The sequence below is a fragment of the Roseobacter sp. HKCCD7870 genome (assembly GCF_037830315.1).
Taxonomy (GTDB): domain Bacteria; phylum Pseudomonadota; class Alphaproteobacteria; order Rhodobacterales; family Rhodobacteraceae; genus M30B80.
Map to the genome: position 1 here is coordinate 667,342 of NZ_JBBLYO010000001.1, position 25,108 is coordinate 692,449.

The following is a 25,108-nucleotide window of genomic DNA, read 5'->3' on the forward strand; positions in this document are numbered from 1 at the left end:
ATAAGGGCGCGCAGGGTGAAAGCCTTGCGCGCCTTTTTATTTGGGCAAAGTAATCTCGCGCCATGCGGCAGGGGGCAGGTTACCCAAAACCCAATCCCCGATTTGCCACCGAATAAGCCGCAAAACAGGCAAACCCACATGGGCGCACATCCGCCGCACTTGGCGGTTGCGTCCCTCAGTAATTGTGAGGCGCAGCCAATGATCTGGCACAGTTTGACGATAACGCACAGGCGGCACACGCGGCCAGAGCCAGTCAGGCTCGGCCACCTGCGCAACCTCGGCAGGGCGTGTTGGCCCATCTTTTAGCGTAATCCCTGCGCGCAATGCGGCAACGGCATCGGGGTTTGGCGCGCCCTCAACCATCGCATAATAGGTCTTCGGCAATTTGGCGGCAGGGCTTGTGATCTGCGCTTGCAGTCGGCCATCATTGGTCAGCAGCAGCAGACCTTCGCTGTCGCGATCCAACCGCCCCGCAGGATAAAGGCCAGGCAAATCCAAATAATCCAAAAGCCCCCGCCAATGACCATCGGACGAAAATTGGCTTAGGACATCCATGGGCTTGTTAAAAGCCACAAGCCGCCTTGGCCCCTCAAGCGTCTTGCGGGGGCGCGGCCGATTTGTGCGCCCCCTCAATGCGCCTCGGCCCAATTTTTACCCTGCCCTGCATCCACGACCAACGGCACAGATAGATGCAAAACAGGGCTTGCCGCGCTTTCCATAACATCGCGGGCGCGGGCAATCAGGGCGTCCACCGCGCCCTCATCCACCTCAAAGACCAATTCATCATGCACCTGCAACAACATGGTTGCAGGCAAATCTGCGATTGCCTGATCCATGCGGATCATCGCGCGGCGGATGATATCGGCCGCGGTGCCTTGGATGGGCGCGTTGATGGCAGCGCGCTGCGCAAAGCCTACGGCGGGGCCTTTCGCCTCGATATCAGGTGTATGAATTTTGCGGCCAAACAAGGTCTGCACATAGCGGTGCGATTTGGCGAATTCCTTGGTCGCGGTCATATAATCACGGATGCCCGGGAAACGCTCAAAATAGCGGTCGATAAACCCTTGCGCCTCAGCGCGTGGTATCCGCAAATTGCGCGCAAGACCAAAGCCAGAAATGCCATAAATGACCCCAAAATTGATTGCCTTGGCCTGACGGCGAATGTCCGAGGTCATTTGATCCAGTGGGATGCCGAACATTTCAGACGCTGTTGCGGCGTGAATGTCTTGCCCTTCGCGAAAGGCCTGTTTGAGTGCATCAATTCCCGCAATCTCGGCCAAAATGCGCAATTCAATTTGGCTGTAATCCAAACTGACCAAAACGCGCCCCTCAGGGGCCACAAAAGCCTCGCGGATGCGGCGACCTTCTTCGCTGCGGATGGGAATATTTTGTAGGTTCGGATCGGTTGAGGCCAGACGGCCTGTATTCGCGCCCGCAATGACGTAAGAGGTATGCACGCGGCCCGTTTCGGGGTTGATATGATCTTGCAACGCATCGGTATAGGTCGATTTCAGCTTGGCAATCTGGCGCCAATCCAAAAGGCGCGCAGGCAATTCGTGACCCGCGGCGGCGAGATCTTCGAGGATATCCGCCCCCGTGGAATAGGCCCCCGTCTTGCCCTTTTTGCCCCCTTCAAGGCCCATCTTGTCGAACAAGATTTCACCAAGTTGTTTGGGGCTCGCCAGATTGAACGCCTCGCCCGCCAATTCATGCGCTTCGGCCTCGAGCGCCGCCATTTTCTGCGCAAAGGCGTTGGACATACGGCTCAGCACATCGCGGTCAACGCAGACCCCTGCCATTTCCATACGCGCCAAAACGGGCACAAGTGGGCGTTCGAGCGTTTCATAAACCCGTGTCACCTGCACCTGATGCAACTGAGGCTTGAACACCTGCCACAGGCGCAAGGTGATATCGGCATCCTCCGCCGCATAGGGGGCTGCATCTTCAATCTTGACCAAGTCAAAGGTGATTGCGGCCTTGCCCGCCCCAAGCAGGGTTTTAATCGGGATCGGTTCTTGATCGAGATAGCGCGCAGAGAGCGCATCCATCCCATGCCCGTGCAACCCGCCATGCAGCGCATAAGACATCAGCATTGTGTCATCAATTGGCGCGACCTTGATCCCGTATCGGGCCAAGATTTTCGCGTCATATTTCATATTTTGCCCGATTTTGACGATGGACTCATCCTCGAACACGGGCCGCAATGCATCTAGGGCTGTGGCAAGCGGCATTTGCCCCTCGACCAATGCGGCGCTGCCAAAGAGATCATCCCCGCCTGCGCGGTGTTGCAGAGGGATATAACAGGCGCGCCCTGCCTTGGTGGCCAAGGACACGCCAACCAATTCGGCGCGCATCTCATCTAGGGCGGTTGTCTCGGTATCAATCGCAATGAACCCTTGCGCGCGCGCCGCCTCAAGCCATGGGGTAAGCGCCTCAAGCGTTGTGATTGTCTCATACTGGCCATGATCAAAGGCAGGGAATTCTGGTGCGGCGGAGGCCGCCCCGCCCGCAGGCGCAGGGGCCGCGGCACTCGCCTGAATTTCAGGGGCCTCAACCCCCAAATGATCCGCGACACGCTTGGTCAGGCTGCGAAACTCCATCGCGGCCAGAAATTGCATCAGCGTCTCTGGTTCGGGGTCTTTAACCTCTAAATCGTCAAGGGTGATTTCAAGCGGCACTTGAGCATCGAGACTGACCAATTGCCGCGACAATCGAATTTGATCGGCAAACTCAATCAACGCCTCGCGCCGCTTGGGCTGTTTGATTTCCTCGGCCCGCGCCAAAAGCGTGTCTAAATCGCCATATTCATTGATCAAAAGCGCGGCTGTTTTTATCCCGATGCCAGGCGCCCCGGGAATATTGTCAACACTATCCCCCGCCAAGGATTGCACATCAATCACCCGCTCAGGCCCGACCCCAAATTTTGCAAAAACACCGTCAGCATCAATGCGCGCATTTTTCATCGCATCGAACATCTCGACCCCACCGCCGACAAGCTGCATCAAGTCTTTATCCGATGAGATAATCGTGCAGCGCCCCCCTGCCTCGCGCGCTTGCCGCGCAAGGGTGGCGATGATGTCATCCGCCTCGTATCCCTCCAACTCCAGACAGGCGAGGTTAAAGGCCCGCGTGGCTTCGCGGGTCAGCGGCATTTGCGGGCGCAAATCCTCGGGCATGGCATCACGATTGGCTTTGTAGAGATCGTATAGATCATTGCGGAACGTGTGGCTGCCTTTGTCAAACACCACCGCCGCATGGGTCGGCCCGTCAGAGCCGCCATTCTCGACAATCATTTTCAAAAGCATATTGCAAAAGCCCGACACCGCCCCAATGGGCAGGCCATCGGATTTGCGCGTCAGCGGCGGCAGCGCATGATAGGCCCGAAAAATAAAGGCCGAGCCATCAACGAGATGAAGGTGGCACCCTTTGCTAAATCCGCTCATATTCACACCGCGCTTGTTTCTGGGGTCTTGCTTCCCCTGTTCTAGCGCAGCATCAGAGCGGATGCGACCCGAAAGCGGTGCTTAGGACTTGGCCTTTTTGGCGGCGCTTTCGTGAATGAACATTTTGTCGCAATAGCCACATTCGACACGGCCCGTTTCATGCGGAATGGACAGCCACACCCGTGGATGACCCAAGGCGCCCTGCCCGCCATCGCAGGCCACACGCCATTGGCTGACAATCTCGGTTTCTGGGGCGTCCATGGTCATTGAGCCGTTCCTCCTGTCCTGTCTGTCTGCGCGCGGTGCGCACGCGGGCTGCTTGCCCTAGCCGTAGCATAGGCTTACATCTGCCTCATATCGCAGTTTGCCTCCCATCGGGCAAGAGGAGACAGGACAATGCCACGCGAAAACGCCATCGAGTTGCGCAATTTGCGTAAGACCTACGCGGCCACTGCGCGCAGCCCTGCCAAAGAGGCGCTGAAGGGCGTTGATCTCGACATTCCACGAGGGTCTATTTTTGGGCTTTTGGGGCCAAATGGCGCGGGCAAATCCACGATGATCAACATTCTGGCGGGGCTTGTAACCAAGACCTCAGGCCAAGTGACAATTTGGGGGTTTGATCAGGACAAAAACCCCCGCCAATCGCGCGCCTCTATCGGGGTGATGCCCCAAGAATTGAACATCGACCCGTTTTTCACCCCCCGCGCGGCATTGGATGTGCAGGCAGGCTTGTATGGAATGCCAAAATCGCAACGCGATGTTGAGGGGGTTTTGCGCCTCATTGGGCTTGAGGATAAGGCCGAAGCCTATGCCCGCACCCTCTCTGGCGGGATGCGGCGCAGATTGCTCCTTGGCAAGGCATTGATACACAACCCCCATGTGCTGGTTTTGGATGAACCAACCGCAGGGGTCGATATTGAATTACGTCAAATGTTATGGGCCAATGTGCGTCGCCTGAATGAAGAGCGCGGCATGACCATCATTCTGACCACCCATTACCTCGAAGAAGCTGAGGAGATGTGCGATGAAATCGCCATCATCAACCAGGGCGTGGTGATCGCGCGCGACCGCACCGAAAACTTACTGGCGCAGATGGATCAAAAAAGCCTTGTGATCTTGCCAGAAGGGCCAAGCGATGCTGTCACCGCCCCGCAAGGCGTAACCCTTGAGCGGCGCAGCGATGGTGCATTGGTCTTTAGCTATAGCCGCGCCAAAACTAGCCCTGCGGCGATTTTAGACAGTCTGCGGGTTGCGGGCGTGGGCATTCGTGACGTGAAAACCCAAGAACCCGATTTGCAAGATGTCTTTGTCTCGCTCACGCAATCAGCCTGAGCGCTTCGCCAATAAGGGCCCCAAAGCCGCCCCACCCAAAAGATGCAGGTGATAATGCGGCACTTCTTGTCCACCATGATCGCCCGCGTTGGAGATGACGCGATAGCCCTGCCCGCCTTCAGCCAAGGACAGGCCAAGCTCTTTGCACAGCCGCCCCGTTAGGCGCACAAAATCCAAGATTTCCGCGTCTGACGCGTTTTGTGCAAAATCATCATAGGTCACATAGGCCCCTTTGGGGATCACCAGAATATGGGTCGGCGCCTGTGGTCCGATATCGTGAAAGGCCAAACAATGATCAGTCTCAGCGACCGTGTTGTTTGGAATCTCCCCGCGCAGGATTTTGGCAAAGATATTCTGCGGATCGTACTCATGCGGCATATTTTGCGGCCCCCTTTTGGCTTTGGCTTTGGCAGGGGTTAGTCGTCAAACAAATGCGGCGTGTTCAACAGCCCCTGCGCCTGTTCCTGCGATATGGTGAAGAATTGCGCAAGCGCCTGCAAGTTCTCATCGCTATTGCGTGATTGACGGATGATGTAATGCGGATCAAACCCTGCCAATAAGATGCCCATTGGCGAGATTGATCTAGACGAGGTGCACGCCAAACTGGGCGATTGATCAGATCAAGTTTTGATCGGCGAATACCGCACGCAGGCTGCGCTTGGGGCGCGGGCCGATTTGGGCGATCACCTCTGCCGCCGCAGCCACACCCATCTCGCCTGCGCGCGCAATGCCAACATCCATCGCCATCCCGCCCAAGAACCCCGCGGCGAATTGGTCGCCCGCTCCAGTTGCATCCACAGGGGTGACGGGGGTTACAGCAACCTCGCAACGCGTGCCTTGGTGGATGATCTTCACCGCCTCGCCCGAATGGGTGCAGACAATCAGCCTACACGCCCCCGCGGCCTCGGCCAAGGCCGCGTCAAGATCGCTGGTCTGATAGAGCGACAGCCATTCTTCATGGTTGCCAATGGTGAAATCCATACCTTGCGCAATCAGGTTGCGAAAATCATCGCGGTGCCTGTCCACACAAAACGGATCAGACAGGGTGATCCCCACTTTGCCCCCGCCCGCGCGGCAGGCCTGACCTGCAAGGGTAAAGGCGGACTTGCCTTCGGGTTTGTCATAGAGATAGCCCTCCAAAAACATCCAGCGCGCGGCTTTGGCAGTGTCGACATCCACATCCGCCTCGTTAAAATCAGCGCCTGCCCCAAGATATGTATTCATCGAGCGCTCACCATCTGATGAGACAAAAATCATCGAGCGCGATGTGGGGGGCAAATCCATGTCTGCCACGGGCGGGTTGGGAAAATCGCTGCCATCGGCACGCATGCCATCGGCGTAAAATCGGCCCAACTCATCGTCTTTGACCTTACCCAAAAACGCAGTTTTCAGCCCCAAACTGGCAGCACCTGCGATTGTATTGGCCACCGATCCGCCAGCGGTCTGCACACGATCCGTCATCGCGGCATAAAGCGTCTCGGCGCGATCCTTGTCGATCAATTGCATGATGCCCTTGTCAATTCCCATGTCAGCCAAAAACGCGTCATTGCCATGTGCGATCACATCAACAATGGCATTCCCGATGCCGACCAGATCATAGGTATTGCTCATTGGGTTTTTTCCTCGAATTGACACAAGTCTTTGACCGGGCACGCCCCGCATTTGGGTTTGCGCGCCACGCAGATATAGCGACCATGCAATATCAGCCAGTGATGGGCGTGCAGTTGGTATGGGGCGGGGACATGATCCTCAATCGCGCGCTCAACCGCATCGACCGATTTGCCAACGGCAATGCCCGTTCGATTGCCCACGCGGAAAATATGCGTATCCACCGCCTGCGCGGGCTGCCGCCACCACATGTTCAAGACCACATTCGCGGTTTTGCGCCCTACCCCTGGCAACGCCTGAAGCGCGGCGCGCGAGGCAGGCACGACACCATCATATTCTTCCACCAAGATTTGCGCCATTTTGATCACATTCTTGGCCTTGTTGCGATAAAGCCCGATGGTCTTGATATGTTCAATCAGCCCCGCTTCGCCCAGCTCCAGCATTTTCTGCGGCGTATCCGCTATCTGAAAGAGCTTTGCAGTGGCGCGGTTCACGCCCGCATCTGTGGCCTGTGCGGAAAGGGCAACGGCCACTAAAAGCGTGTAGACATTGACATGGTGAAGCTCGCCCTTGGGTTCGGGTTCAGCCGCCTCAAAGCGGGAAAAGATTTCGACAAGGGTGCTGTAATCCAATTGGCGTGCCATGGCCTCTTGTGGCGATTGGGGCGCGCGGGCGCAAGCCCTGTTGAAGGGCTTTTGCGCAAGTTTCGGGTCGCGCGGCACCAAAGCCTCGCGTAGGTTTAGTGTAGGCACATCAGAGCAAATAGGGACGAAGCCGCGCGATGAAGACCACCGACAGTGAAACCGAGTATCACTATGGCGTCATTGCCCGCGCCATCGCCCTGATTGATGAAAACCCTGCTGTGGCCAGTAACCTTGACCATCTGGCCGCTAAAATCGGGCTAAGCCCTGCGCATTTGCAGCGGGTCTTTTCGCGCTATGCGGGCATCTCACCCAAGCGCTATGCGCAATTCCTGACGCTTGGCCATGCGAAATCGCTTTTGACCACGCGCCACAGCACGCTTGAAACAGCTGTGCTGACGGGGCTTTCTGGCACGGGTAGGCTTTATGACTTATTCCTGCGATGGGAGGCCATGGCCCCCGGTGACTATGCCAAAGGCGGCGCGGGCCTGACCCTGCGCTACGGATGGTTTGACAGCGCCTTTGGCCCCGCTTTGATCGTTGCATCAGATCGCGGGATTTGCGGGCTTGGCTTTGCCGCTGAGATGGGAGCAGCGGCCTGTTTGGCGGATATGGCAAGACGTTGGCCCAAAGCCGATTTGCAGCACGACCAAGCGGCCATCGCCCCATGGGCCAATGCCGCCCTAAGCGCCAAGGGCGAGGCGTCTTTGCACCTAATAGGCGCCCCGTTTCAGATCAAAGTTTGGGAGGCGCTGATGAATGTGCCCGCAGGCCATGTCACCACCTATTCCGAAATTGCAGCAGCCATTGGCGCGCCAAAGGCGGTCAGGGCGGTTGGCACGGCGGTGGGGCGCAATCCCATCTCGCTGCTTATTCCCTGCCATCGCGCCTTGCGCAAATCGGGCGAGATGGGGGGCTATCATTGGGGCCTGCCCGTCAAACGCGCGATGTTGGCATGGGAAACCGCCGCCTTTGAGGCGCAAGGCTAAAGCTCACGCGCCTCTCACGTCTGCGCGAGGCTTTGCCGATTGCAAGCTTGCCCGCTTTCTTTTGCTGCGGCGCAAAGCTATGATGGACGCACGAGCAAATAACCAAGAAAGAAGGTGTTCCATGGCGCAACAGACTGCAGGCCTGCGCGTGAAATCTCTGGGCGTATTGAGCGCGGTTGCCCTTGTGTTGAGTGGCTGTGTCCAAAGCACCGCCGCTGATCCAAACGCCAACCGCACCCGTGACGGGGCGATTGTAGGCGCGATGTTGGGCGGCTTTCTGGGCGCGACCCGTGACGGAGAAAACAGCCGCCGCGATACCGTGATCGGTGCGGCAGCGGGGGCTGCAATTGGTGCAGGGATTGGGTCAATGCTAGATCGCCAAGCGGCTGATCTGCGGGCGCAGATGGATAATGAAAACATCATGATCCAGAACACAGGTGACGAATTGATTGTCACCTTGCCCGAGGGCATCTTGTTCGACACGGACAGCGCCGCCATTCGGGCCATGCTGCAATCGGATTTGCGAGCCTTGGCGCAGAACCTTCAAACCTATCCTGACACGACTGTTGATGTGATCGGTCACACCGATAATACGGGGTCGTCTGGCTATAATATGGATCTGTCCTCGCGCCGTGCGAGCGCGGTTGCGGGCGTCTTGCTTGAAGAGGGGATTGCCCCTTGGCGCGTGCGCAGTTTTGGCCGTGGCGAAACTGAACCAGTCGCCTCGAACCTGACCCCTGAGGGACGGCAGCAAAACCGCCGCGTAGAAATCTTTATTCGCCCCAGCACCCAATGAGGTGCTAATTCCTTGCCCCGCGCCCTGTCTGGTCATATAAATTGACCAATCAGGGAGGGGCGCGCGGATGCCATTTCAACGGATCGAAGCCGAAAAACTGTCGCATTCTGTGCAGCGCCAGATAGAAATGCTGATCTTGCGCGGCATATTACGCCCTGGTGAACGGCTGCCATCTGAGCGGGAATTGTCAGAGCGGCTTGGGGTTTCGCGCCCCTCGCTGCGCGAAGCGATTGCCGATTTGCAAGATCGCGGCCTTCTGGCAACCCGCGCAGGCGCAGGGATTTATGTCGCCGATGTCTTGGGGTCTGCGTTCTCACCTGCCCTGATCCGCCTGTTTGGCAGCCACCCAGAGGCGGTGTTTGACTATGTGGCCTTCCGCCGAGATATGGAGGCTTTGGCCGCAGAACGCGCCGCACAATTTGCCTCGGACACTGACCTCAAAGTGATCGACACCGTATTTCGCAAAATGGAAGCTGCCCATTCCAAGCGCAACCCTGCGGATGAGGCTGATCTTGATGCGCAATTTCATATGGCGATCATTGAAGCCAGTCACAATGTCATCATGCTCCATATGATGCGCTCTATGTTTGATCTGCTGCGCGAAGGTGTGTTTTACAACCGCTCGGTCATGTTCAAGCAACGCACAACGCGCGATTTGCTGCTCGATCATCACCGCGCGATCAATGATGCGATCCAAGCCCGCGATGGCGAGGCGGCGCGGTCCGCCATCCGCCACCATCTGACCTATGTCGAAGAAGATTTGCATCGGCAACAAAAGGCCGAAGCCAATGAACAAATCGCCAAATTGCGCTATGACCATGAACGCGAAAGATAACACCGACTTCGATTTGACCCTGAACGGGGTGCGCCATCATGTTGAGCGATGGGGCAGCGATCAGGCCCCCGCGCTTGTGCTATGTCACGGCTTGGGGTGCAGCACGCGGCTTTGGGATGGGGTGATTCCGCATTTGCCCGAAGGTTTGCAGATCATCGCCTATGATATGCGCGGCCATGGCCAGAGCGATATTCCAGACGGCCCCTATTCCATGGGGATGCTGATCCGCGATGCTGAGGCATTGTTGGATGAATTGGGGCTTTCTGAGGTGATGTTCTTGGGTCTGTCTCTTGGGGGAATGGTAGCGCAAGGATTGGCGGCAAAGCGGCTTGACCTCATTCGCGCACTTATCCTGTCGAATACAGCCACCAAAATCGGCACGCGCGAGATGTGGCAGTCCCGCATTGCCACAATCGCCAAGGGCGGCATGGCGGCCGCAGCCCCCGCCTTGATAGAGCGTTGGTTCACCCGCGCCTTTCGCGCCAGAGGGGGACACGCAGCTTTTGAGCAAGGCCTGAAAAATGTCTCCCTAAGAGGCTATCTCGCCGGGGCCGAGGCCATATCAGGCAGTGATTTTTACACCACCACCGCCGCTTTGCGCCTCCAGACCCTTGTCATTGCGGGGGCCGAAGATGGATCAACCCCGCCCGATCTGATGCGCGAGATGGCGGATCTCATCCACGGCGCGCGGTTTGAATTGATGCGCAATGCAGGACATTTGCCCCCTATCGAGGCGCCCGAAGATTATGCTGCCTTGATCACAGATTTCATTGCGGCCACAGGCCACCTGTCAACCTAGCTTGACAAGTCGCACTCCCCCTCGCATGAGGGGGCTATGACAATGCGCCTGTCGCTTACCTTTATCATGATCACTGTGACGCTTGATGCCATGGGCATCGGACTGATCTTGCCTGTCATGCCAGATCTTATTGAGGAAGTGCAGGGGATCACCCTCTCTGATGCCGCGATTTGGGGGGGCATCTTGTCAGCCTCTTATGCGGTGATGCAATTCATCTTTTCCCCCATCATTGGCAATCTGTCCGACCGATTTGGCCGCCGCCCCATTTTGCTGATCTCGCTTTTGGTGATGACGGTGGATTATCTGATCATGTCGCAAGCCAATTCGATTTGGTTGCTGTTCTTGGGGCGGATTATTGCAGGCATTGCCGCTGCAACCCACGCCACCGCCCTTGCCTATATGGCCGATATTTCCCCCACTGAAAAACGCGCGCAGAATTTTGGCCTGATCTCGGCAGGGTTTGGGATGGGCTTTATTTTGGGCCCCGTTCTGGGCGGTATTTTAGGCGGGCTTGATCCGCGCGCGCCGTTTTATGCGGCAGCCCTTCTGGCTGGATTGAACCTGATCTTTGGGATTTTCGTAGCACCAGAAACGCTGCGGGCCGAAAATCGCCGCGCCTTCAAATGGGCACGGGCCAACCCTTTGGGCGGCATCATGGAAATTGGGGCGTTGCCAAATCTCGCCCCGCTTTTGGCCGTGATGTTGGCTTATCAAATTTCAAATTTCGTCTACCCCACGATCTGGGCCTATTACACCCAAGCCGCCTTTGGATGGGATACTGGCCTGATCGGGGCCTCATTGGCGGCCTATGGCGTGGCCATTGCTGTTACACAAGGCGCATTGATCCGACCTATCCTATCCTTTTTAGGCGAGGCGCGCGCGGTGCGATATGGCTTGATCCTGAATATTCTATCGCTTTGGGGCTACGGGTTTGCGCCTGAGGCATGGATGGTTTGGGTGTTGATCCCGATCTCATCCGTGGGCGCGGTGGTGGCCCCTGCGATGCAGGCGCTGATGTCCCGCGCGGCAGGGGCGGATCAACAAGGGGCGTTGCAAGGCGTGCTTGCTTCCTGCTCCGCCTTGTCGATGATCATCTCGCCCCTTGTCATGACCCAAGCCTTTTTCTGGTTCACTCGCGAAGCGGCTAATCTTTACCTGCCGGGCGCGGCCTTCTTGGTGTCAAGCCTGCTGATGGTGGCGTCCCTCTTGATCTTCATCAGCAAGGGACGCGGGATCACAACCTCAGCCGCGTAAAATATCGGCAAAGAGATCAGGATCAACGTTGCCCCCTGACAGGGTGACTATGGCCGTGTCGCCGTCCAACTCGGCCCCTTGATAGAGTGCAGCGGCTAAAGCCACAGCGCCGCCGGGTTCAACCACCAGTTTCAAATGCGCATAGGCCGCGCGCATGGCAGCGCGCACCTCGTCATCGCTGACCACGATCCCCGCCCCTGCCAAGCGGTTAAGGATGGGAAAGGTCAACTGCCCTGGCGCAGGGGTGACAATCGCATCACAAAGCCCTGCTTCTGGCCCCGTGTTGCGGCAAATCTCGCCCGCAGCCAGACTGCGGGCTGTGTCATCAAACCCTTCTGGCTCGGCTGTGCGCAGGCGCATTCGTGGTGCATCCGCCTCAAGCGCCAAGGCAATCCCCGCAGAAAGCCCGCCACCCCCGCAACAGGCCAGAACCTCGGCCTGCTCGATACCCGCCTCGCGCGCCTGTTGGGCAATCTCAAGCCCGCAGGTGCCCTGCCCCGCAATCACATCTGCATTGTCAAAGGGTTTGATCAAAGGCAGGCCGCGCTCTTCTTGCAGGCGCGCACCGATCACATTGCGATCCTCCCCCCCTTTGCGGTCATAAAGGATCACCTCGGCCCCATAAAAGCGCGTATTGTCGATCTTGGCCTGTGGCGCATCGGCGGGCATGATGATGGTGGCCTGCACCCCATGCAGCGCGGCGGCATAGGCCACACCTTGCGCATGATTGCCCGATGAAAAGGCAAGCACCCCTTTGGCGCGCTCTGCAGGGGGTAAATTCGAGACGGCAGACCACGCCCCGCGAAACTTAAAACTGCCTGTCAGTTGCAAAACCTCGGCCTTTGCAAAAACCCTACGCCCCGCAATGTCATCTAGGGCGGGCGCGGATAAGAGCGGGGTTTGACGCACATGGCCCTTAGCGCGGGCAGCAGCGGCACGGATTTGCGCGATGTCGCTCATGCGATCTCCTTCAGAAATTGGGATATCACCGCCTGTGATGCGGGTTCATCGAGAAAGGGAACATGACCACGATCAGGCAGGTCAGCGTAAATCATATCGGGCCTGCGAGCGCGCATTTTTTCGGCGACCTCCCACGATAGAATATTTGACCCTGCCCCACGGATCAGCGCAAGGGGCAGCGCGGCCAAAGCATCGAAACAGGGCCAAAGATCAATGGGCTTGGCATCAGCGGCAAAGGCGGGCACAACCGCCTCGCGCAGGCGCGGATCATAGCGCAGATGCAGTCCCGCCTCATCCTCGCGCCACAGCCGCGCCACATGGGCGGCCCATGTTTCAGAGGGCACATTGCGGAAACTGGGGTGCAGATCAGGCATGGCCGCCGCCGCCTCGGCCAAACTGCGAAACTTGGGTCTGCGGCCAATATAACCCATGATCGCGGACAACCCTTCGGGCATAATTTCGGGGCCAATATCGTTGAGGCAAACACCGCTGAGCCGTGCGCGCGCCGTAAGCCCCATGATCATCGCCACAATCCCCCCGCGCGAGGTGCCCAATATCGCCGCTTGCGCAAGTCCCAAATGATCCAGCAGGGTCACGACATCTTCGGCCTCTTGCAAAGGGGTGTAGGTGGCGGGATCCGCATAATCCGACCCGCCCCGCCCCCGAAAATCAAGGCGAATGATGCGCGCCTGATCGCGAAAATCGCGCACCACAAAATCAAAATCCTCGCGATTACGCGTCAGCCCAGCAACACAGAGCAGAACAGGCCCCGCCCCGCCCGTGTCATCATAGGCAAGGCTCAACCCATCTTTGGCGGTCACATAGGCCGTTTCGCCCATCAGATACCCCCCCTCTCGCGCATCTACGGGGTCAGAGTATCAGCCGCCTTCGCGTGCACAATCGCAAAATTCACCAACGGGGTTTCACTCTGGGGTAGAAACGCCTAAGTTGAGACAGAACCCAATACGGGCACCTGCAAAGATGCGGCCCCGTGACATTCATTTCCCCAAAAATATCCGAAAGGACAGCCATGACGCAGGCGAAAGCAGGCGATACAGTCGCCATTCATTACACAGGCACCTTGGCCGATGGCAGCCAGTTTGACAGTTCCGAAGGGCGCGATCCGCTGCGCTTTACGCTTGGCTCAGGTCAGATCATCGCAGGTCTAGACGCGGCCATCACGGGCATGAGCCAAGGCGAAAAGAAATCGGTGACCATCGCTGCGGCTGAGGCCTATGGCGACCACCGCCCCGAGGCGGTTCAGGCTGTGCCACGGGCGCAAATCCCTGCTGAAATCACCCTTGAAGTGGGTGGTGGCCTGCAAGTGCAAACCCCGGACGGCCAGACGATCCCCGTCACAGTGACCTCGGTCACCGATGAAGAAGTCACCCTAGACGCAAACCACCCACTGGCAGGCAAGGATTTGACCTTTGCCGTGGAATTGGTCGAAATCGCCTAATTTAGGCTGATGAGAAAAACAAAACCGCCCCCAGATGCAGGGGCGGTTTTTTAATGCAGCGCGCCGTTTCTAACGCGTCTCAAAATCAGCCGAAGGGCGGCCCAACACCCGCCCGAGCCGATCATATTTTACCCTTCGTCACAAATTCTCAGGCTGCGCCATGCCCAGAACGTGATAGCCGCCATCCACGCGCACAATCTCGCCCGTGGTGCAGGCCCCATAGTCAGAGGCGAGGTAGACCGCCGTTCCCCCAACCGCCTCTAGCGTGGCATTGGCGCGCAAGGGTGCGTTCAGCTCGGTCGTCTTAAAGGTTTTCCGCGCGCCCCCAATTGCGGCCCCTGCCAAGGTTTTCATTGGGCCTGGGCTTATGGCATTGACGCGGATATTTTGCGGGCCAAGGTCATTGGCCAAGTAGCGCACAGCACTTTCTAAGGCCGCCTTGGCCACGCCCATCACGTTGTAAAATGGCGTCACGCGGTTTGAACCTTGATAGGTCAGTGTCAACAATGTGCCACCCTCAGGCATCAATTCCGATGCGCGGCGGGCGACATCAATGAAAGAGTAGCAAGAGATTTCCAAGGAATTCGAGAAATTCGTACGGCTTGTATCGGAAAACCGCCCCGTCAATTCGGACTTATCCGAAAAAGCGATGGCATGAACCACGAAATCGAGTGTGCCCCATTTCTCTTTGAGTGCCGCAAATGCCCCCTCCATCGAGGCATCATTGGTCACATCAACATCAATCAAAATGTCCGACCCAACGGATGCGGCAAGCGGTTCGACACGTTTGCCGAAGGCCTCGCCCTGATAGCTAAAGGCAAGCTCGGCGCCCTCATCTGCCATGGCCTTGGCAATGCCCCATGCGATAGAGCGATCATTCGCTACCCCCATAATCAGGCCGCGCTTACCCTTCATCAAATCCGCCATAATCCCCTACCCCCGATAGCGCGACAACAGCATCGAGCCATTGGTGCCGCCAAAGCCAAATGAATTGGTCATCACCGTATCCAGATTTGCCGCCTCAACAAGTGTGGTGGCAATCTCACTTGGGTGCAAATTGGGATCAAGGGTTTCCACATTGATCGAAGGCGCAATGAAATCTTGATCCAACATCAGCAAGCAATAGATCGCTTCCTGCGCGCCGGTGGCCCCTTGGCTGTGGCCCGTCATGGATTTGGTCGAGGAAATTGGCGGGGTCTGGCCCTCGCCAAAGACGCGGCGCACCGCCTGAACCTCGCCCACATCCCCCACGGGTGTGGATGTGCCATGCGCGTTGATATAGCTGACCTTGCGCCCCTCAGGAAGGGATTGCAGCGCAAGACGCATCGCGCGCTCGCCGCCTTCGCCCGATGGGGCAACCATGTCATGCCCATCCGATGTTGCGGCAAATCCCGTGACCTCGGCATAGATTTTGGCACCGCGCGCCAGCGCGTGATCAAGGCTTTCCAAAACAACGATGCCGCCGCCCCCTGCAATCACGAAACCATCACGGTCTGCATCAAAGGCGCGGCTCGCTTTTGTGGGTGTGTCATTATATTTTGAGGACATCGCCCCCATGGCGTCAAAGAGACAGGACAAGGTCCACTCCAATTCTTCCGCGCCACCTGCAAACATCACATCTTGCTTGCCCATCATGATTTGTTCAGCTGCGACCCCGATGCAATGCAAACTGGTCGAACAGGCCGAAGTGATCGAATAATTGATCCCCTTGATCTGATAGGCGGTCGAAAGATTTGCCGAGATGGTCGAGGACATGCATTTGGGCACGGCAAACGGCCCAATGCGCTTGGTTGCGCCCGAATTCAGCACTGTTTGATGCGCAGCCAACATGGCGCTGGTGGATGGCCCGCCCGAGCCTGCGATTAGACCTGTGCGTTCATTCACAACGTCGGCCTCAGACAGGCCTGCATCCGCAATGGCTTGCGCCATCGCGATATGCGCATAGGCGGCGCCCGGCCCCATAAAGCGCAAGGCGCGTTTATCGACATGTTCGGTCACATCAATTTTCAGCGTGCCCGAGACATGGCTTCGAAACCCGCGCTCGGCCATATCAGGATTGAATTCAACCCCAGACTGCCCCGCTTTCAAAGCCGCGGAAACCTCTTGGGCATTATTCCCGATGGGTGAGACAATGCCCAATCCCGTAACGACAACGCGGCGCATTCAAAGCTCCTTCTTGCGTATTCGAACCGCTTCCAATCAGCTTTCTGAAAGGGCGACTTTCATATCTTTGACTTGGTAAATCACCTCACCATCGGCCTCAACCCGACCATCGGCGACACCCATTGTCAGACGCCGCGTTTGCACGGCTTTGGTGAAATCTACATGATAGGTCAGCATTTTGCGATCAGGGCGCACCATACCCGTCAGTTTCACCTCACCCACGCCAAGCGCATATCCGCGCCCCTGCCATCCGCGCCAACCAAGATTGAAGCCCGTCAATTGCCACAGGCCATCAAGACCGAGGCAGCCCGGCATGATTGGGTTATTGGGAAAATGGCAGTCGAAAAACCAAAGATCTGGCTTGATGTCGAATTCTGCAACCACATGGCCCTTGCCATGTGCGCCGCCATCTTCGGAAATATCGGTGATGCGATCCATCATCAGCATCGGCGGCTCGGGCAATTGCGCGTTGCCAGGCCCAAACAATTCGCCGCGCGCGCATTTCAATAGATCATCTCTGTCAAAGCGTGTCGGATATTGCGACATATGCTCTGCCTCCCCTGCTTATTTTTGCCGAGCACCCGCGAGGGGCGGCCTGTCCGATCGTGTTTATTCGACTTACCATTGCGTTTGCACCCCATGCAAGGGCAGCGCGCAGCAAAGGTAACGATTTTGCGACAGCTTGCCTAAGGTTTTTTCCTGCCACTTGACGCCCAACTGCGTCAATTTCGACAAACGAATTGAAAAACCTACACCTTAGGGCATATATTACAACCAGAACTGGCAGGACATTGACCAATGATGACACCCGAAGCCCTAGAGCGCAGCACAAACTGGCTGGCACAGGCGGCACTCCGCCCGACCCGTCAGCGCCTTTCGCTTGCGACTTTGCTGGTGGGAGATGGTCATCATCGCCATGTGACGGCTGAAGGCTTGCACGCAGCGGCCCAAGCGGCGGGTGATCCAGTGTCCCTTGCGACCGTCTACAACACCTTGCGGGCCTTTTGCGATTCAGGGCTGATGCGCGAGGTTATCGTGGATGGCGCGCGCAGCTATTTTGACACCCGCATGGATGACCATCCGCATTTCTTCATGGAAGAAACAGGTCAGCTTGAAGATGCGCCTGCGGGCCAATTAAAGGTCACGGCCCTGCCCGATTTGCCCGAGGGTTATGAAATATCCAAATTGGATGTCGTGATCCGTCTGCGCAAAACCCCAGCACAAGCGGCGGAGTAATCCTCCCGCCGCCCTGAGGCACGCTGTCATGCTTTGCCCGAGAGTTTGACCCACGCATCATATTGCGACAGGAACAATTCGCCTGACAATTCATCCAGAAAATGGCTGCGCTTGAGGCGGTCAGTGACAGGCCCTTTCACTTCGGACATATGCAGCCGCACGCCCATGTCACTGAGGCGGGTGTTTAACGCCTCAAGGGTTTCTAGCGCGGACATATCAATCTCGTTCACCGCAGAACACATCAGCACCACATCCTTGATCGGGCAATCCTCGACCACGCGATCCAGCACCAAATCTTCAAGGAAGCGGGCATTGGCGAAATATAGCGACTCGTCAATCCGAATGGTCAAAAGGCTATCCGCCGTCTCAACCTTGTGGCGGTTGATATTGCGAAAATGCTGCGTTCCCGGAACAAGGCCCACTTCGGCCACATGGGGGCGCGAAGTTTTATAAAGGTGCAGCAAGATTGACAAAATAACCCCTGCCGAAACCCCCGTTTCAACGCCAAAGCCCAAGGTCAACACAATGGTTGCAGCCACCGCCGCAAAATCAGCAAAGGAATAGCCCCATGTTTTTTTCAAAATTGACAAATCGACAAGGCTCAGCACCGCGACAATGATCGTGGCCGCAAGCGTGGCTTTGGGGAGGAAAAATACCAGTGGCGTCAATGCCACGGCCGCAATGGCCAACCCCACCGCCGTATAAGCCCCTGCCGCTGGTGTCTCAGCCCCTGCATCAAAATTGACCACCGAACGGGCGAAACCACCCGTCACAGGATAGCCCCCCGTGAAGGCCGCGCCCAAATTGGCCGCACCAAGGCCAATTAATTCTTGGTCGGGATTGATGCGCTGCCGCTTTTTGGCGGCAAGAGTCTGTGCGACCGAAATCGATTCAACAAACCCAATAATCGAGATCAACAGCGCGGGCACAAATAATTGCCCCAACAGTGTTGGCGACAGATCAGGCAGGGTCAAGGGTGGCAGGCTTTGGGGCACATCCCCCACAATCGCAACGCCGTGATCCGCCAACCCAAAGGCCCAAGTGGTAAGCGTTGTCACAACGACGGCCGCAACAGGCCCCGCTTTTTGCGCAATATCTACCATGCGCGGCGCCATTCCCATGACCAAAAGCCGCGGCTTCAGGCCCTTGCGCACCCAAAACAAAAACGCGGTCGCCGACACACCAATCACCACAGTGATCGGGTTGATCTGACCAAGATGCTCGACCAAGGAAATGACCATTTCAACCAATGTATGGCCGCTGGCCTGCACGCCGATGATATGTTTGAACTGGCTTGCCGCAATCAAGATGCCAGAGGCGGTGATAAACCCTGCGATCACAGGATGGCTGAGAAAGTTGGCCAAGAACCCAAGGCGGAAAATGCCCAAAAATAGCAGCATCGCGCCCGACAGCATCGCAAGGCTTAAGGCCGCCATGGCATAGCCCATTGTGCCCGCCTCGGCGACCTGTCCAACGGCAGCAGCGGTCATCAAGGACACCACCGCCACAGGGCCAACCGCCAAAGCGCGGCTTGTGCCGAAAATGGCATAAAGAATGATGGGCGCGATCGAGGCATAAATCCCCGCCTCAGGCGGCAAGCCCGCCAAAAGCGCATAAGCCAGCGATTGCGGGATCAGCATGATCGTCACGATCACCGCCGCAATCATATCATTGGAAAAGGCGTTAGAATTATATGTCCGCCCCCAATCAAGGACGGGGAGGTAACGGGAGAGCTTCTTCATGGGACAATTGCCTGTCGTCTAGCGGTAGGGTTTTGGCACGCGGCACGCTAGGTGTCGTGGCAGTTTAGCGGTCAGGGCCAGACGCGGCCCTGACCAATCTCATACTCAGCTTGCGCTGATCTTTTCAGGTTTCACCATCCATTCGCGGCCCTTGAGCATACCTTTCCAATAGAATGGCGGCAGGAAGCTTTCCTTCAGCCACCATGCAAGGCGCGAGGGTTTTGTGCCGTCAATCACCGCTTTGGGGAAGGAAGGCAGCAGCGCCCCACCATACCCAAATTCAGCCAAAACGATTTTGCCGCGCTCAACCGTCAACGGGCAGGAGCCATAGCCATTATATTGGGCGGTGGCGCTGCGGCCATTGATGTCATCGACCACGTTTTGCGCAACCACTGGGGCCTGCATCCGCGCGGCCGCGGCGGTTTTTGCATTTGGCGCGTTCATCACATCACCCAGTGACCAGATATTGTCATAGGTTTTGTGGCGCAACGTGGCTTGATCCACATCGACCCAACCCGCCGCGTCAGCCAAAGGCGAGACGCGAATGAAATCGGGCGCGATCTGCGGCGGCACGACATGGATCATGTCGAACTCCACCTCAACCTCTGTGGGCGTGGTGTCGGGCTTGGCCACAGTGAACCACGCTTTTTTCGCATCCCCATCAATCGCCTTGAGATTGTGAAAGAAGTTCAGATTGACGCCGTATTTTTGCACATAGCCCTCAAGGGCGGGGACGTAATCCTTGACCCCGAACAAAACACCACCTGCATTCATGAAATCAATCGAGATGTCCTTGAGCACGCCCGCGCGCGTCCAATGATCCCCAGAGAGATACATCGCTTTTTGTGGCGCGCCTGCGCATTTAATGGGCATGGGAGGCTGTGTGAAGACTACGCGCCCCTCCTTCATGTTCTTAACGAGGTTCCATGTGTAAGGCGCTAAATCATAACGATAATTTGAGGTTACGCCATTCTTGCCAAGCGTGGCTTCCAACCCCTCAACCCGATCCCATGCCAGTTTCAAACCAGGCGCCACGATCAGGCGCTTGTATTTAACCACCCGACATCCATCAAGGATCACGGCATCATCTTTGGGCTCAAAGGCCGCAACGGCGGATTTGATCCATGTGACCCCGCTTGGGATCAAGCTGCCCATGGTTTTGGCCGTGTCAGAGGCCTCAAAGATGCCCCCGCCCACCATCGTCCAACCGGGTTGATAGTAATGGATATCTGCGGGATCAATCACAGCAATATCAAGCGATGACTTGCGCGATTTGAGAGAGGCCGCAACAGCAAGCCCTGCCGCCCCCCCGCCTACGATGACGATGTCATAGCTTGCATCAGCACGATCTGTAGGGGTTTTGCCGCCATTGGCAATGCGGCGCACAGCGCCCCCCATATCATAGCCCGCCGCCTTGGTGGCCGCCAAAATATCGGCAACGGACATTCGGTTGGCTTGCGATAGTGACCACAAAGTGGCCGAGCGCGTGCCCGTGCGGCAATAGGCTAAAATGGGACGCGGCAATTCCTGCATTGCCGCGCCAAAATCTGCTGCATCTTGGTCAGACACTTTGCCCGACACAATCGGCAGATTGCGGATTTCAAGACCCGCCTTTTTCGCAGCCGCCTCGATTTCCGAAAAATTCGGCTGATCCGCCGCCTCGCCATCAGGGCGGTTGCAGATCAAAGCGCGAAAACCCTGATCTGCCAATTGCTGCACCTCATCTGGCGTGATTTGCGGTGCAACCGAAATCTCGGCATTGATGGTCTTGATTTCCATTGTCGTTCCTTCCTCCAAAAAACGGAGACTGTTGGCTTGTTATAGCGAGACGCTCAAAGTGTGTTCAAAGGCACCTTGAGCATCGGACGGCCATCCTTGTCTGTCGGGATATCGCCTGCGCGCATATTCACCTGCAATGAGGGAATAATCAATTTCGGCATATCAAGCTGCGCGTCACGCTCGGTGCGGAACTTGATAAATTCCTCGCGTGTCTTGCCCTCGCCCACGTGGATGTTGTGCTTTTTCTCATCACCCACTGTGGTTTCCCACTCAATATTGCGGCCATTGGGGCCGTAATCATGGCACATAAAGAGACGCATCTCATCGGGCAGAGCCAAAACTTTCTGAATGCTGTCATAAAGCTTGCCTGCGTCCCCGCCTGGGAAATCCGCCCGCGCAGAGCCGCCATCAGGCATGAACAGCGTGTCGCCCACAAAGGCCGCATTCCCAACCACATGGGTCATGCAAGCGGGCGTGTGGCCAGGGGTGTAGATTGCAAAGGCACGTAGCCCCCCGATCTCGTAGACATCACCATCCTTAAAGAGCGAGTCAAACTGGCTGCCATCGCGTTGGAATTCAGTGCCTTCGTTGAACACTTTGCCGAAGGTTTCCTGAACGGTGATGATATTTTCACCAATACCGATTTTCCCACCAAGTTTTTCTTGGATATAAGGTGCTGCCGACAGGTGATCAGCGTGAACATGGGTCTCAATCAGCCATTCAACTTTGAGGCCCTTTTCCTTGACATAAGAGATAATCGCATCGGCGTTTTCATAGGAAATCTTGCCCGCCGCATAGTCGATATCCATAACGCTATCGACAATCGCGCAGGAATTGGAATTGGGATCTTTGACCACATAGGAGATTGTATTGGTCGCAGGATCAAAGAACGACTCAACCTCGGGCTGAACATTCATATTTACGGGGAAGGTGGTCATTTTCTTGCTCCTTAAAGACGATCGTTTCAGTCAGGCGCGTTTCACATTTGAATTCAGTTCGGCATTTTGACGCGCCGCAATGATGGCGCGGGCCACGAAAATACCGACAAGCATTGCGGCGACAAAGGCCAGAACATCGAGGCGGCCAGTGCCGATTGCGGGCAAGGCCCCACCAGGGCAAAAGCCTGCAATACCCCAACCCACCCCAAACAAGGCTGAGCCACCCAAGAGGCGCGCGTCTAATTTGGTCGCGGTTGGTAGGGAAAATTTACCCTCAAAAATAGGGCCAGAAGGGCGCGGCAGAACCAAGCGATACCCGATAAAGGTGACAAGCAAAGCACCGCCCATCACAAAGGCAAGGCTTGGATCCCAACTGCCCGCAACGTCAAAGAAGTTGATCACTTTTGCGGGGTTAGACATGCCTGACAGAGAGATGCCGAGGCCGAAAATCAGGCCGATGATATATGTTGAAATATAGCGCATCAGATCAGCCTCCGATCACGTGGCGGATCACGAAAACAGTGATCGCGGTGGTTGCCATGAATGTCAAAGTTGCGGAGATTGACCGCTTGGACAGGCGCGCCATGCCGCAAACGCCGTGGCCCGATGTGCAGCCAGAGCCAAAGGTGACGCCAAGTCCCACGATAAAGCCACCGATCAAGAGCATCGGCATCGAGGCGGGCACGCTGATTTCGGGCATCTCGCCGCGCAAAAAGAAATGTGCCGCAGGGCCGGTGATCATGCCCAACATCAAGGCCGCGCGCCAAGAAAAGTCGCTGCGGCTGGCAGGTGCCAAAACGCCCGTTAAAATGCCTGTGGCCCCCATGACGCGACCCAAGGTTAGCATCAAGAGAACGGCCGAGAGGCCGATCAAAATACCGCCGGTGGCGGAAAGAAGTGGTGTAAATTCGGTTTCCATCTTACGTCCATATGTCTGCGCGCAAAAATCAAGGCCTAAGAGATTCGCCCTTATTTTATGCGTGATTAAACTGGTTACGTTGTTCGCTGGAAATCTATCTACAAAATACCACCCGCGCTGACAGTGATGTAGTCACATAAGCCAAAAATTTTTTGAGGCTTCGGAGAGCAACCCGCGCTTAATGCTCGGAACGCGCCAGTTTTTCGATCTCGCCACGCGCCTCAATTTTGATCTGCCCGCGTGACAGGCTGATCCAACCGCGGCGCTGAAATTCGGCCAGTTGACGGGAAATGACCTCGCGCGCGGTGCCAAGTTCGGCTGCCATTTGCTGATGGGTGGCTTGGATCAGGTCATCCTTGGCCAAATCCAAAATTCGCTGTGCAAGGCGGATGTCCACGCGGCGAAATGCAATTTCTTCGATCACATGGAACAAATCGGTCATGCGCCGCGAATAGGCGGAAAACACGAAAGTGCGGAAACTTTCGGATTGGCTGATTAGATCATCAAAAACGCTGCGCGGGATCGCAACCGCCTCAACCGCCGTTTCGGCGATACCTTCGGCCGAGTAATCCTCATAGGCCAAAAGACAGGCCGAGGTCATCACACAGCTTTCCCCCGCATTGACCCGATAGAGAACCACCTCGCGCCCTGTGTCCGATGTTTGCTGGACGCGCACTGTGCCCTCAAGCAATAAAAGCAAGTTTTCAGGCCGCTTTCCTGGCCCGAAAATGACCGTGCCCTCGCGAATGGAAATCGTGGTCGCGCGCGCGGTCAGCACATCGCGCACCCGCGGCTCTAGCCGCGAAAGACCTGTAAACCGGTCAATCCAAGAGGCGCCTGCTGGCATCACATTCATTGAGAGTTGTCCTTAGTGTTGACCAAGATTATAGGCGGAAAAGCCAAGACATAAAAGGGGAAACGCAACGTTTCAGCCTTTTAGAAAACGCGGGTCAAGGGCTCTGAAATCGGCTTACTATGGAGAAAGCAGAAAGATTTCCATCCAATGAAAAATTATTATCGATAATACAAATTGTTAGCGCCAACGACCTTGCTTTAATCGCAACTAAACTACAATAACAGTCAGCGGTTCGCCTCATTAGCCCTCAATAGCTTAATGGTGCGTTAAAATCCGCATCCAGCTTGTGCTTTTCAAAGAACAACAGCTGGCAAGATATGAGTTAAGGGAGAAATTTTGACATGAAACTCACCAAATTGACTGCACTTGCTATGAGCACTGCGATCTGCGCTTCTGCTGCTTTTGCAGATGGCCATATGGATCGCACTGGATGGCCGGAAAGCTTTACTGTCGGCACTGCATCGCAAGGCGGCACCTACTTTGCCTACGGTGCTGGCTGGGCAAACCTTGTCGCAGAAGAATTGGGCATGACCGGCGGCGGCGAAGTCACCGGCGGCCCAATGCAGAACATGGCGCTTGTGCACACAGGCGAAGTAGCCTTCGGCATGACCACAATGGGCCCTGCGGCGGAATCCTTGGCAGGCACCAACCCAATCGCACCTGGCCTGCAAATGACCAATGCCTGTGCGATGTTCCCAATGTATCAAACACCATTCTCGGTGACCGCATTGTCCTCCTCGGGCATCACAAGCATTGATGAAATCCCAGATGGCGCGCGCATCGGCTTTGGCCCTGCGGGTTCGACCTCTGACACCTACTTCCCTCGCATGATGGAAGAGCTGGGCGTCAACTTTGAGCGCCGTAACGGCGGTTGGTCGGATCTCGGTGGCCAGTTGCAAGATGGTCTGTTGGACGTGATCGCCTTTGCCGCAGGTGTTCCTGTGCCCGCGGTCAGCCAGCTTGAAGTGCAGACAGACATCAACATCATCGAATTCACCGAAGAAGAGCAGGCCCAAATCATGGCAACCTTCCCTGTGTCTGAATTCAACATCTCCGCAGATGCCTATACCACGCTCGAAGCACCTGCGCGTTCGGTTTCCATGTGGAACTTCTCCATTGCTAACTGTGATCTGCCAGAGAGCTTTGTGTATGCGGTTGTGGATGTAGTAATGTCCGACAATCAGCGCATGGTAGATATTCACAAAGCAGCCCGTTCTACCCTGCCTGAAAACTGGAACAAGAACGGCGTTCTGATGTGGCACCCAGGCGCGGCACGTTGGTTTAACGAAAACGCGGGCGCGACCATCGCTGCTGATCAGATTTTCGGCGGCTAATGCTGTAATCTATCAGGCGCGCGGG

General features: G+C 56.5%; 27 protein-coding genes. 9 read left to right on the top strand and 18 right to left on the bottom strand.

Annotation, left to right across the window (positions count from 1 at the left end; translation table 11 throughout):
- Positions 1–36: 36 nt before the first annotated feature.
- The 3 genes from AAC637_RS03425 to AAC637_RS03435 all read right to left on the bottom strand — a co-directional run bounded on the left by AAC637_RS03425 (position 37) and on the right by AAC637_RS03435 (position 3,710).
- The gene (locus tag AAC637_RS03425) at positions 37–573 is read right to left on the bottom strand and encodes a pseudouridine synthase (protein ID WP_340302318.1); all 537 of its coding nucleotides are present in this window, start codon (positions 571–573) and stop codon (positions 37–39) included.
- Between the two features lie 56 nt (positions 574–629).
- Positions 630–3,443, bottom strand: a complete 2,814-nt coding sequence (gene polA, locus AAC637_RS03430; protein ID WP_340302319.1) for a DNA polymerase I — start codon at positions 3,441–3,443, stop codon at positions 630–632.
- A gap of 81 nt (positions 3,444–3,524) precedes the next feature.
- Positions 3,525–3,710 carry a zinc-finger domain-containing protein gene (locus AAC637_RS03435; RefSeq protein WP_340251735.1) on the bottom strand — a complete coding sequence of 62 codons (186 nt, stop codon included), beginning with the start codon at positions 3,708–3,710 and terminating at the stop codon, positions 3,525–3,527.
- Between the two features lie 129 nt (positions 3,711–3,839).
- Here AAC637_RS03435 and AAC637_RS03440 point away from each other — a divergent pair, with 129 nt between their 5' ends.
- Positions 3,840–4,775 (top strand): ABC transporter ATP-binding protein, encoded by a 936-nt coding sequence (locus AAC637_RS03440; RefSeq protein WP_340302320.1) that lies wholly within the window; start codon positions 3,840–3,842, stop codon positions 4,773–4,775.
- Here AAC637_RS03440 and AAC637_RS03445 read toward each other — a convergent pair.
- Genes AAC637_RS03445 through nth form a run of 4 tightly spaced genes read right to left on the bottom strand, consistent with a single transcriptional unit; the run spans position 4,767 to position 7,027 of the window.
- Entirely contained in the window at positions 4,767–5,153 is a 387-nt protein-coding gene (locus AAC637_RS03445; RefSeq protein WP_340251741.1) for a histidine triad nucleotide-binding protein, read from the bottom strand. The genes AAC637_RS03440 and AAC637_RS03445 overlap by 9 nt on opposite strands.
- Before the next feature lie 38 nt (positions 5,154–5,191).
- Entirely contained in the window at positions 5,192–5,344 is a 153-nt protein-coding gene (locus AAC637_RS03450; protein WP_340297037.1) for a DUF5928 domain-containing protein, read from the bottom strand.
- 46 nt (positions 5,345–5,390) lie between these two features.
- Entirely contained in the window at positions 5,391–6,386 is a 996-nt protein-coding gene (locus AAC637_RS03455) for an adenosine kinase (RefSeq protein WP_340302321.1), read from the bottom strand.
- On the bottom strand, positions 6,383–7,027 hold the full coding sequence (gene nth / locus AAC637_RS03460; protein WP_340302322.1) for an endonuclease III: 645 nt from the start codon (positions 7,025–7,027) through the stop codon (positions 6,383–6,385). Before nth ends, AAC637_RS03455 begins: the two co-directional genes overlap by 4 nt.
- Before the next feature lie 137 nt (positions 7,028–7,164).
- Between nth and AAC637_RS03465 the strand changes: the two genes are divergently transcribed.
- From AAC637_RS03465 to AAC637_RS03485, 5 genes are all read left to right on the top strand, one after another.
- The gene (locus AAC637_RS03465; protein WP_340302323.1) at positions 7,165–8,013 is read left to right on the top strand and encodes a methylated-DNA--[protein]-cysteine S-methyltransferase; all 849 of its coding nucleotides are present in this window, start codon (positions 7,165–7,167) and stop codon (positions 8,011–8,013) included.
- A 121-nt stretch (positions 8,014–8,134) separates the two neighbouring features.
- Positions 8,135–8,809: an OmpA family protein gene (locus AAC637_RS03470; RefSeq protein ID WP_340302324.1), complete on the top strand. Its 675-nt coding sequence runs from the start codon at positions 8,135–8,137 to the stop codon at positions 8,807–8,809.
- A 67-nt stretch (positions 8,810–8,876) separates the two neighbouring features.
- Positions 8,877–9,644: a FadR/GntR family transcriptional regulator gene (locus tag AAC637_RS03475; RefSeq protein ID WP_340251753.1), complete on the top strand. Its 768-nt coding sequence runs from the start codon at positions 8,877–8,879 to the stop codon at positions 9,642–9,644.
- On the top strand, positions 9,628–10,443 hold the full coding sequence (gene pcaD, locus AAC637_RS03480; RefSeq protein ID WP_340302325.1) for a 3-oxoadipate enol-lactonase: 816 nt from the start codon (positions 9,628–9,630) through the stop codon (positions 10,441–10,443). The genes AAC637_RS03475 and pcaD overlap by 17 nt, the downstream gene beginning before the upstream one ends.
- 36 nt (positions 10,444–10,479) lie before the next feature.
- Complete coding sequence (locus tag AAC637_RS03485) at positions 10,480–11,697, top strand: TCR/Tet family MFS transporter (RefSeq protein WP_340302326.1); 1,218 nt, start codon at positions 10,480–10,482, stop codon at positions 11,695–11,697.
- Here the strand turns inward: AAC637_RS03485 and AAC637_RS03490 are convergent.
- Together AAC637_RS03490 and AAC637_RS03495 are read right to left on the bottom strand one after the other, a co-directional pair.
- Positions 11,686–12,657, bottom strand: coding sequence for a threonine ammonia-lyase (locus AAC637_RS03490; RefSeq protein WP_340302327.1), 972 nt, complete (start codon positions 12,655–12,657; stop codon positions 11,686–11,688). The two genes, AAC637_RS03485 and AAC637_RS03490, sit on opposite strands and share 12 nt — an antisense overlap.
- The gene (locus tag AAC637_RS03495) at positions 12,654–13,496 is read right to left on the bottom strand and encodes an alpha/beta fold hydrolase (protein ID WP_340302328.1); all 843 of its coding nucleotides are present in this window, start codon (positions 13,494–13,496) and stop codon (positions 12,654–12,656) included. The genes AAC637_RS03490 and AAC637_RS03495 overlap by 4 nt, the downstream gene beginning before the upstream one ends.
- 191 nt (positions 13,497–13,687) lie before the next feature.
- Here AAC637_RS03495 and AAC637_RS03500 point away from each other — a divergent pair, with 191 nt between their 5' ends.
- Complete coding sequence (locus AAC637_RS03500) at positions 13,688–14,116, top strand: FKBP-type peptidyl-prolyl cis-trans isomerase (RefSeq protein ID WP_340302329.1); 429 nt, start codon at positions 13,688–13,690, stop codon at positions 14,114–14,116.
- 138 nt (positions 14,117–14,254) lie between these two features.
- On the opposite strand, the gene AAC637_RS03505 is transcribed toward AAC637_RS03500, so the two are convergent.
- From AAC637_RS03505 to fabA, 3 genes are read right to left on the bottom strand one after another with little or no spacing between them, the layout of a single operon-like run.
- Positions 14,255–15,043 carry an enoyl-ACP reductase FabI gene (locus AAC637_RS03505; RefSeq protein ID WP_340302330.1) on the bottom strand — a complete coding sequence of 263 codons (789 nt, stop codon included), beginning with the start codon at positions 15,041–15,043 and terminating at the stop codon, positions 14,255–14,257.
- 6 nt (positions 15,044–15,049) lie between these two features.
- Entirely contained in the window at positions 15,050–16,279 is a 1,230-nt protein-coding gene (gene fabB / locus AAC637_RS03510) for a beta-ketoacyl-ACP synthase I (RefSeq protein WP_340302331.1), read from the bottom strand.
- Between the two features lie 36 nt (positions 16,280–16,315).
- On the bottom strand, positions 16,316–16,825 hold the full coding sequence (gene fabA / locus AAC637_RS03515; RefSeq protein ID WP_340297054.1) for a bifunctional 3-hydroxydecanoyl-ACP dehydratase/trans-2-decenoyl-ACP isomerase: 510 nt from the start codon (positions 16,823–16,825) through the stop codon (positions 16,316–16,318).
- 255 nt (positions 16,826–17,080) lie between these two features.
- Between fabA and irrA the strand changes: the two genes are divergently transcribed.
- On the top strand, positions 17,081–17,515 hold the full coding sequence (gene irrA, locus AAC637_RS03520; protein ID WP_340303134.1) for an iron response transcriptional regulator IrrA: 435 nt from the start codon (positions 17,081–17,083) through the stop codon (positions 17,513–17,515).
- Positions 17,516–17,541: 26 nt separating this feature from the next.
- Here the strand turns inward: irrA and AAC637_RS03525 are convergent, their stop codons facing one another.
- From AAC637_RS03525 to AAC637_RS03550, 6 genes are all read right to left on the bottom strand, one after another.
- Positions 17,542–19,257, bottom strand: coding sequence for a SulP family inorganic anion transporter (locus AAC637_RS03525; protein WP_340302332.1), 1,716 nt, complete (start codon positions 19,255–19,257; stop codon positions 17,542–17,544).
- A gap of 105 nt (positions 19,258–19,362) precedes the next feature.
- On the bottom strand, positions 19,363–21,036 hold the full coding sequence (locus AAC637_RS03530; RefSeq protein WP_340302333.1) for a TIGR01244 family sulfur transferase: 1,674 nt from the start codon (positions 21,034–21,036) through the stop codon (positions 19,363–19,365).
- A gap of 53 nt (positions 21,037–21,089) precedes the next feature.
- Positions 21,090–21,974, bottom strand: a complete 885-nt coding sequence (locus AAC637_RS03535; protein WP_340302334.1) for an MBL fold metallo-hydrolase — start codon at positions 21,972–21,974, stop codon at positions 21,090–21,092.
- Between the two features lie 30 nt (positions 21,975–22,004).
- On the bottom strand, positions 22,005–22,457 hold the full coding sequence (locus AAC637_RS03540) for a YeeE/YedE family protein (protein WP_340302335.1): 453 nt from the start codon (positions 22,455–22,457) through the stop codon (positions 22,005–22,007).
- 4 nt (positions 22,458–22,461) lie between these two features.
- Complete coding sequence (locus tag AAC637_RS03545) at positions 22,462–22,893, bottom strand: YeeE/YedE family protein (protein ID WP_317654323.1); 432 nt, start codon at positions 22,891–22,893, stop codon at positions 22,462–22,464.
- Between the two features lie 178 nt (positions 22,894–23,071).
- On the bottom strand, positions 23,072–23,749 hold the full coding sequence (locus AAC637_RS03550; RefSeq protein WP_340302336.1) for a Crp/Fnr family transcriptional regulator: 678 nt from the start codon (positions 23,747–23,749) through the stop codon (positions 23,072–23,074).
- A gap of 341 nt (positions 23,750–24,090) precedes the next feature.
- Between AAC637_RS03550 and AAC637_RS03555 the strand changes: the two genes are divergently transcribed.
- Positions 24,091–25,083 carry a TAXI family TRAP transporter solute-binding subunit gene (locus AAC637_RS03555; RefSeq protein WP_340302337.1) on the top strand — a complete coding sequence of 331 codons (993 nt, stop codon included), beginning with the start codon at positions 24,091–24,093 and terminating at the stop codon, positions 25,081–25,083.
- The last annotated feature ends 25 nt before the right edge of the window (positions 25,084–25,108 follow it).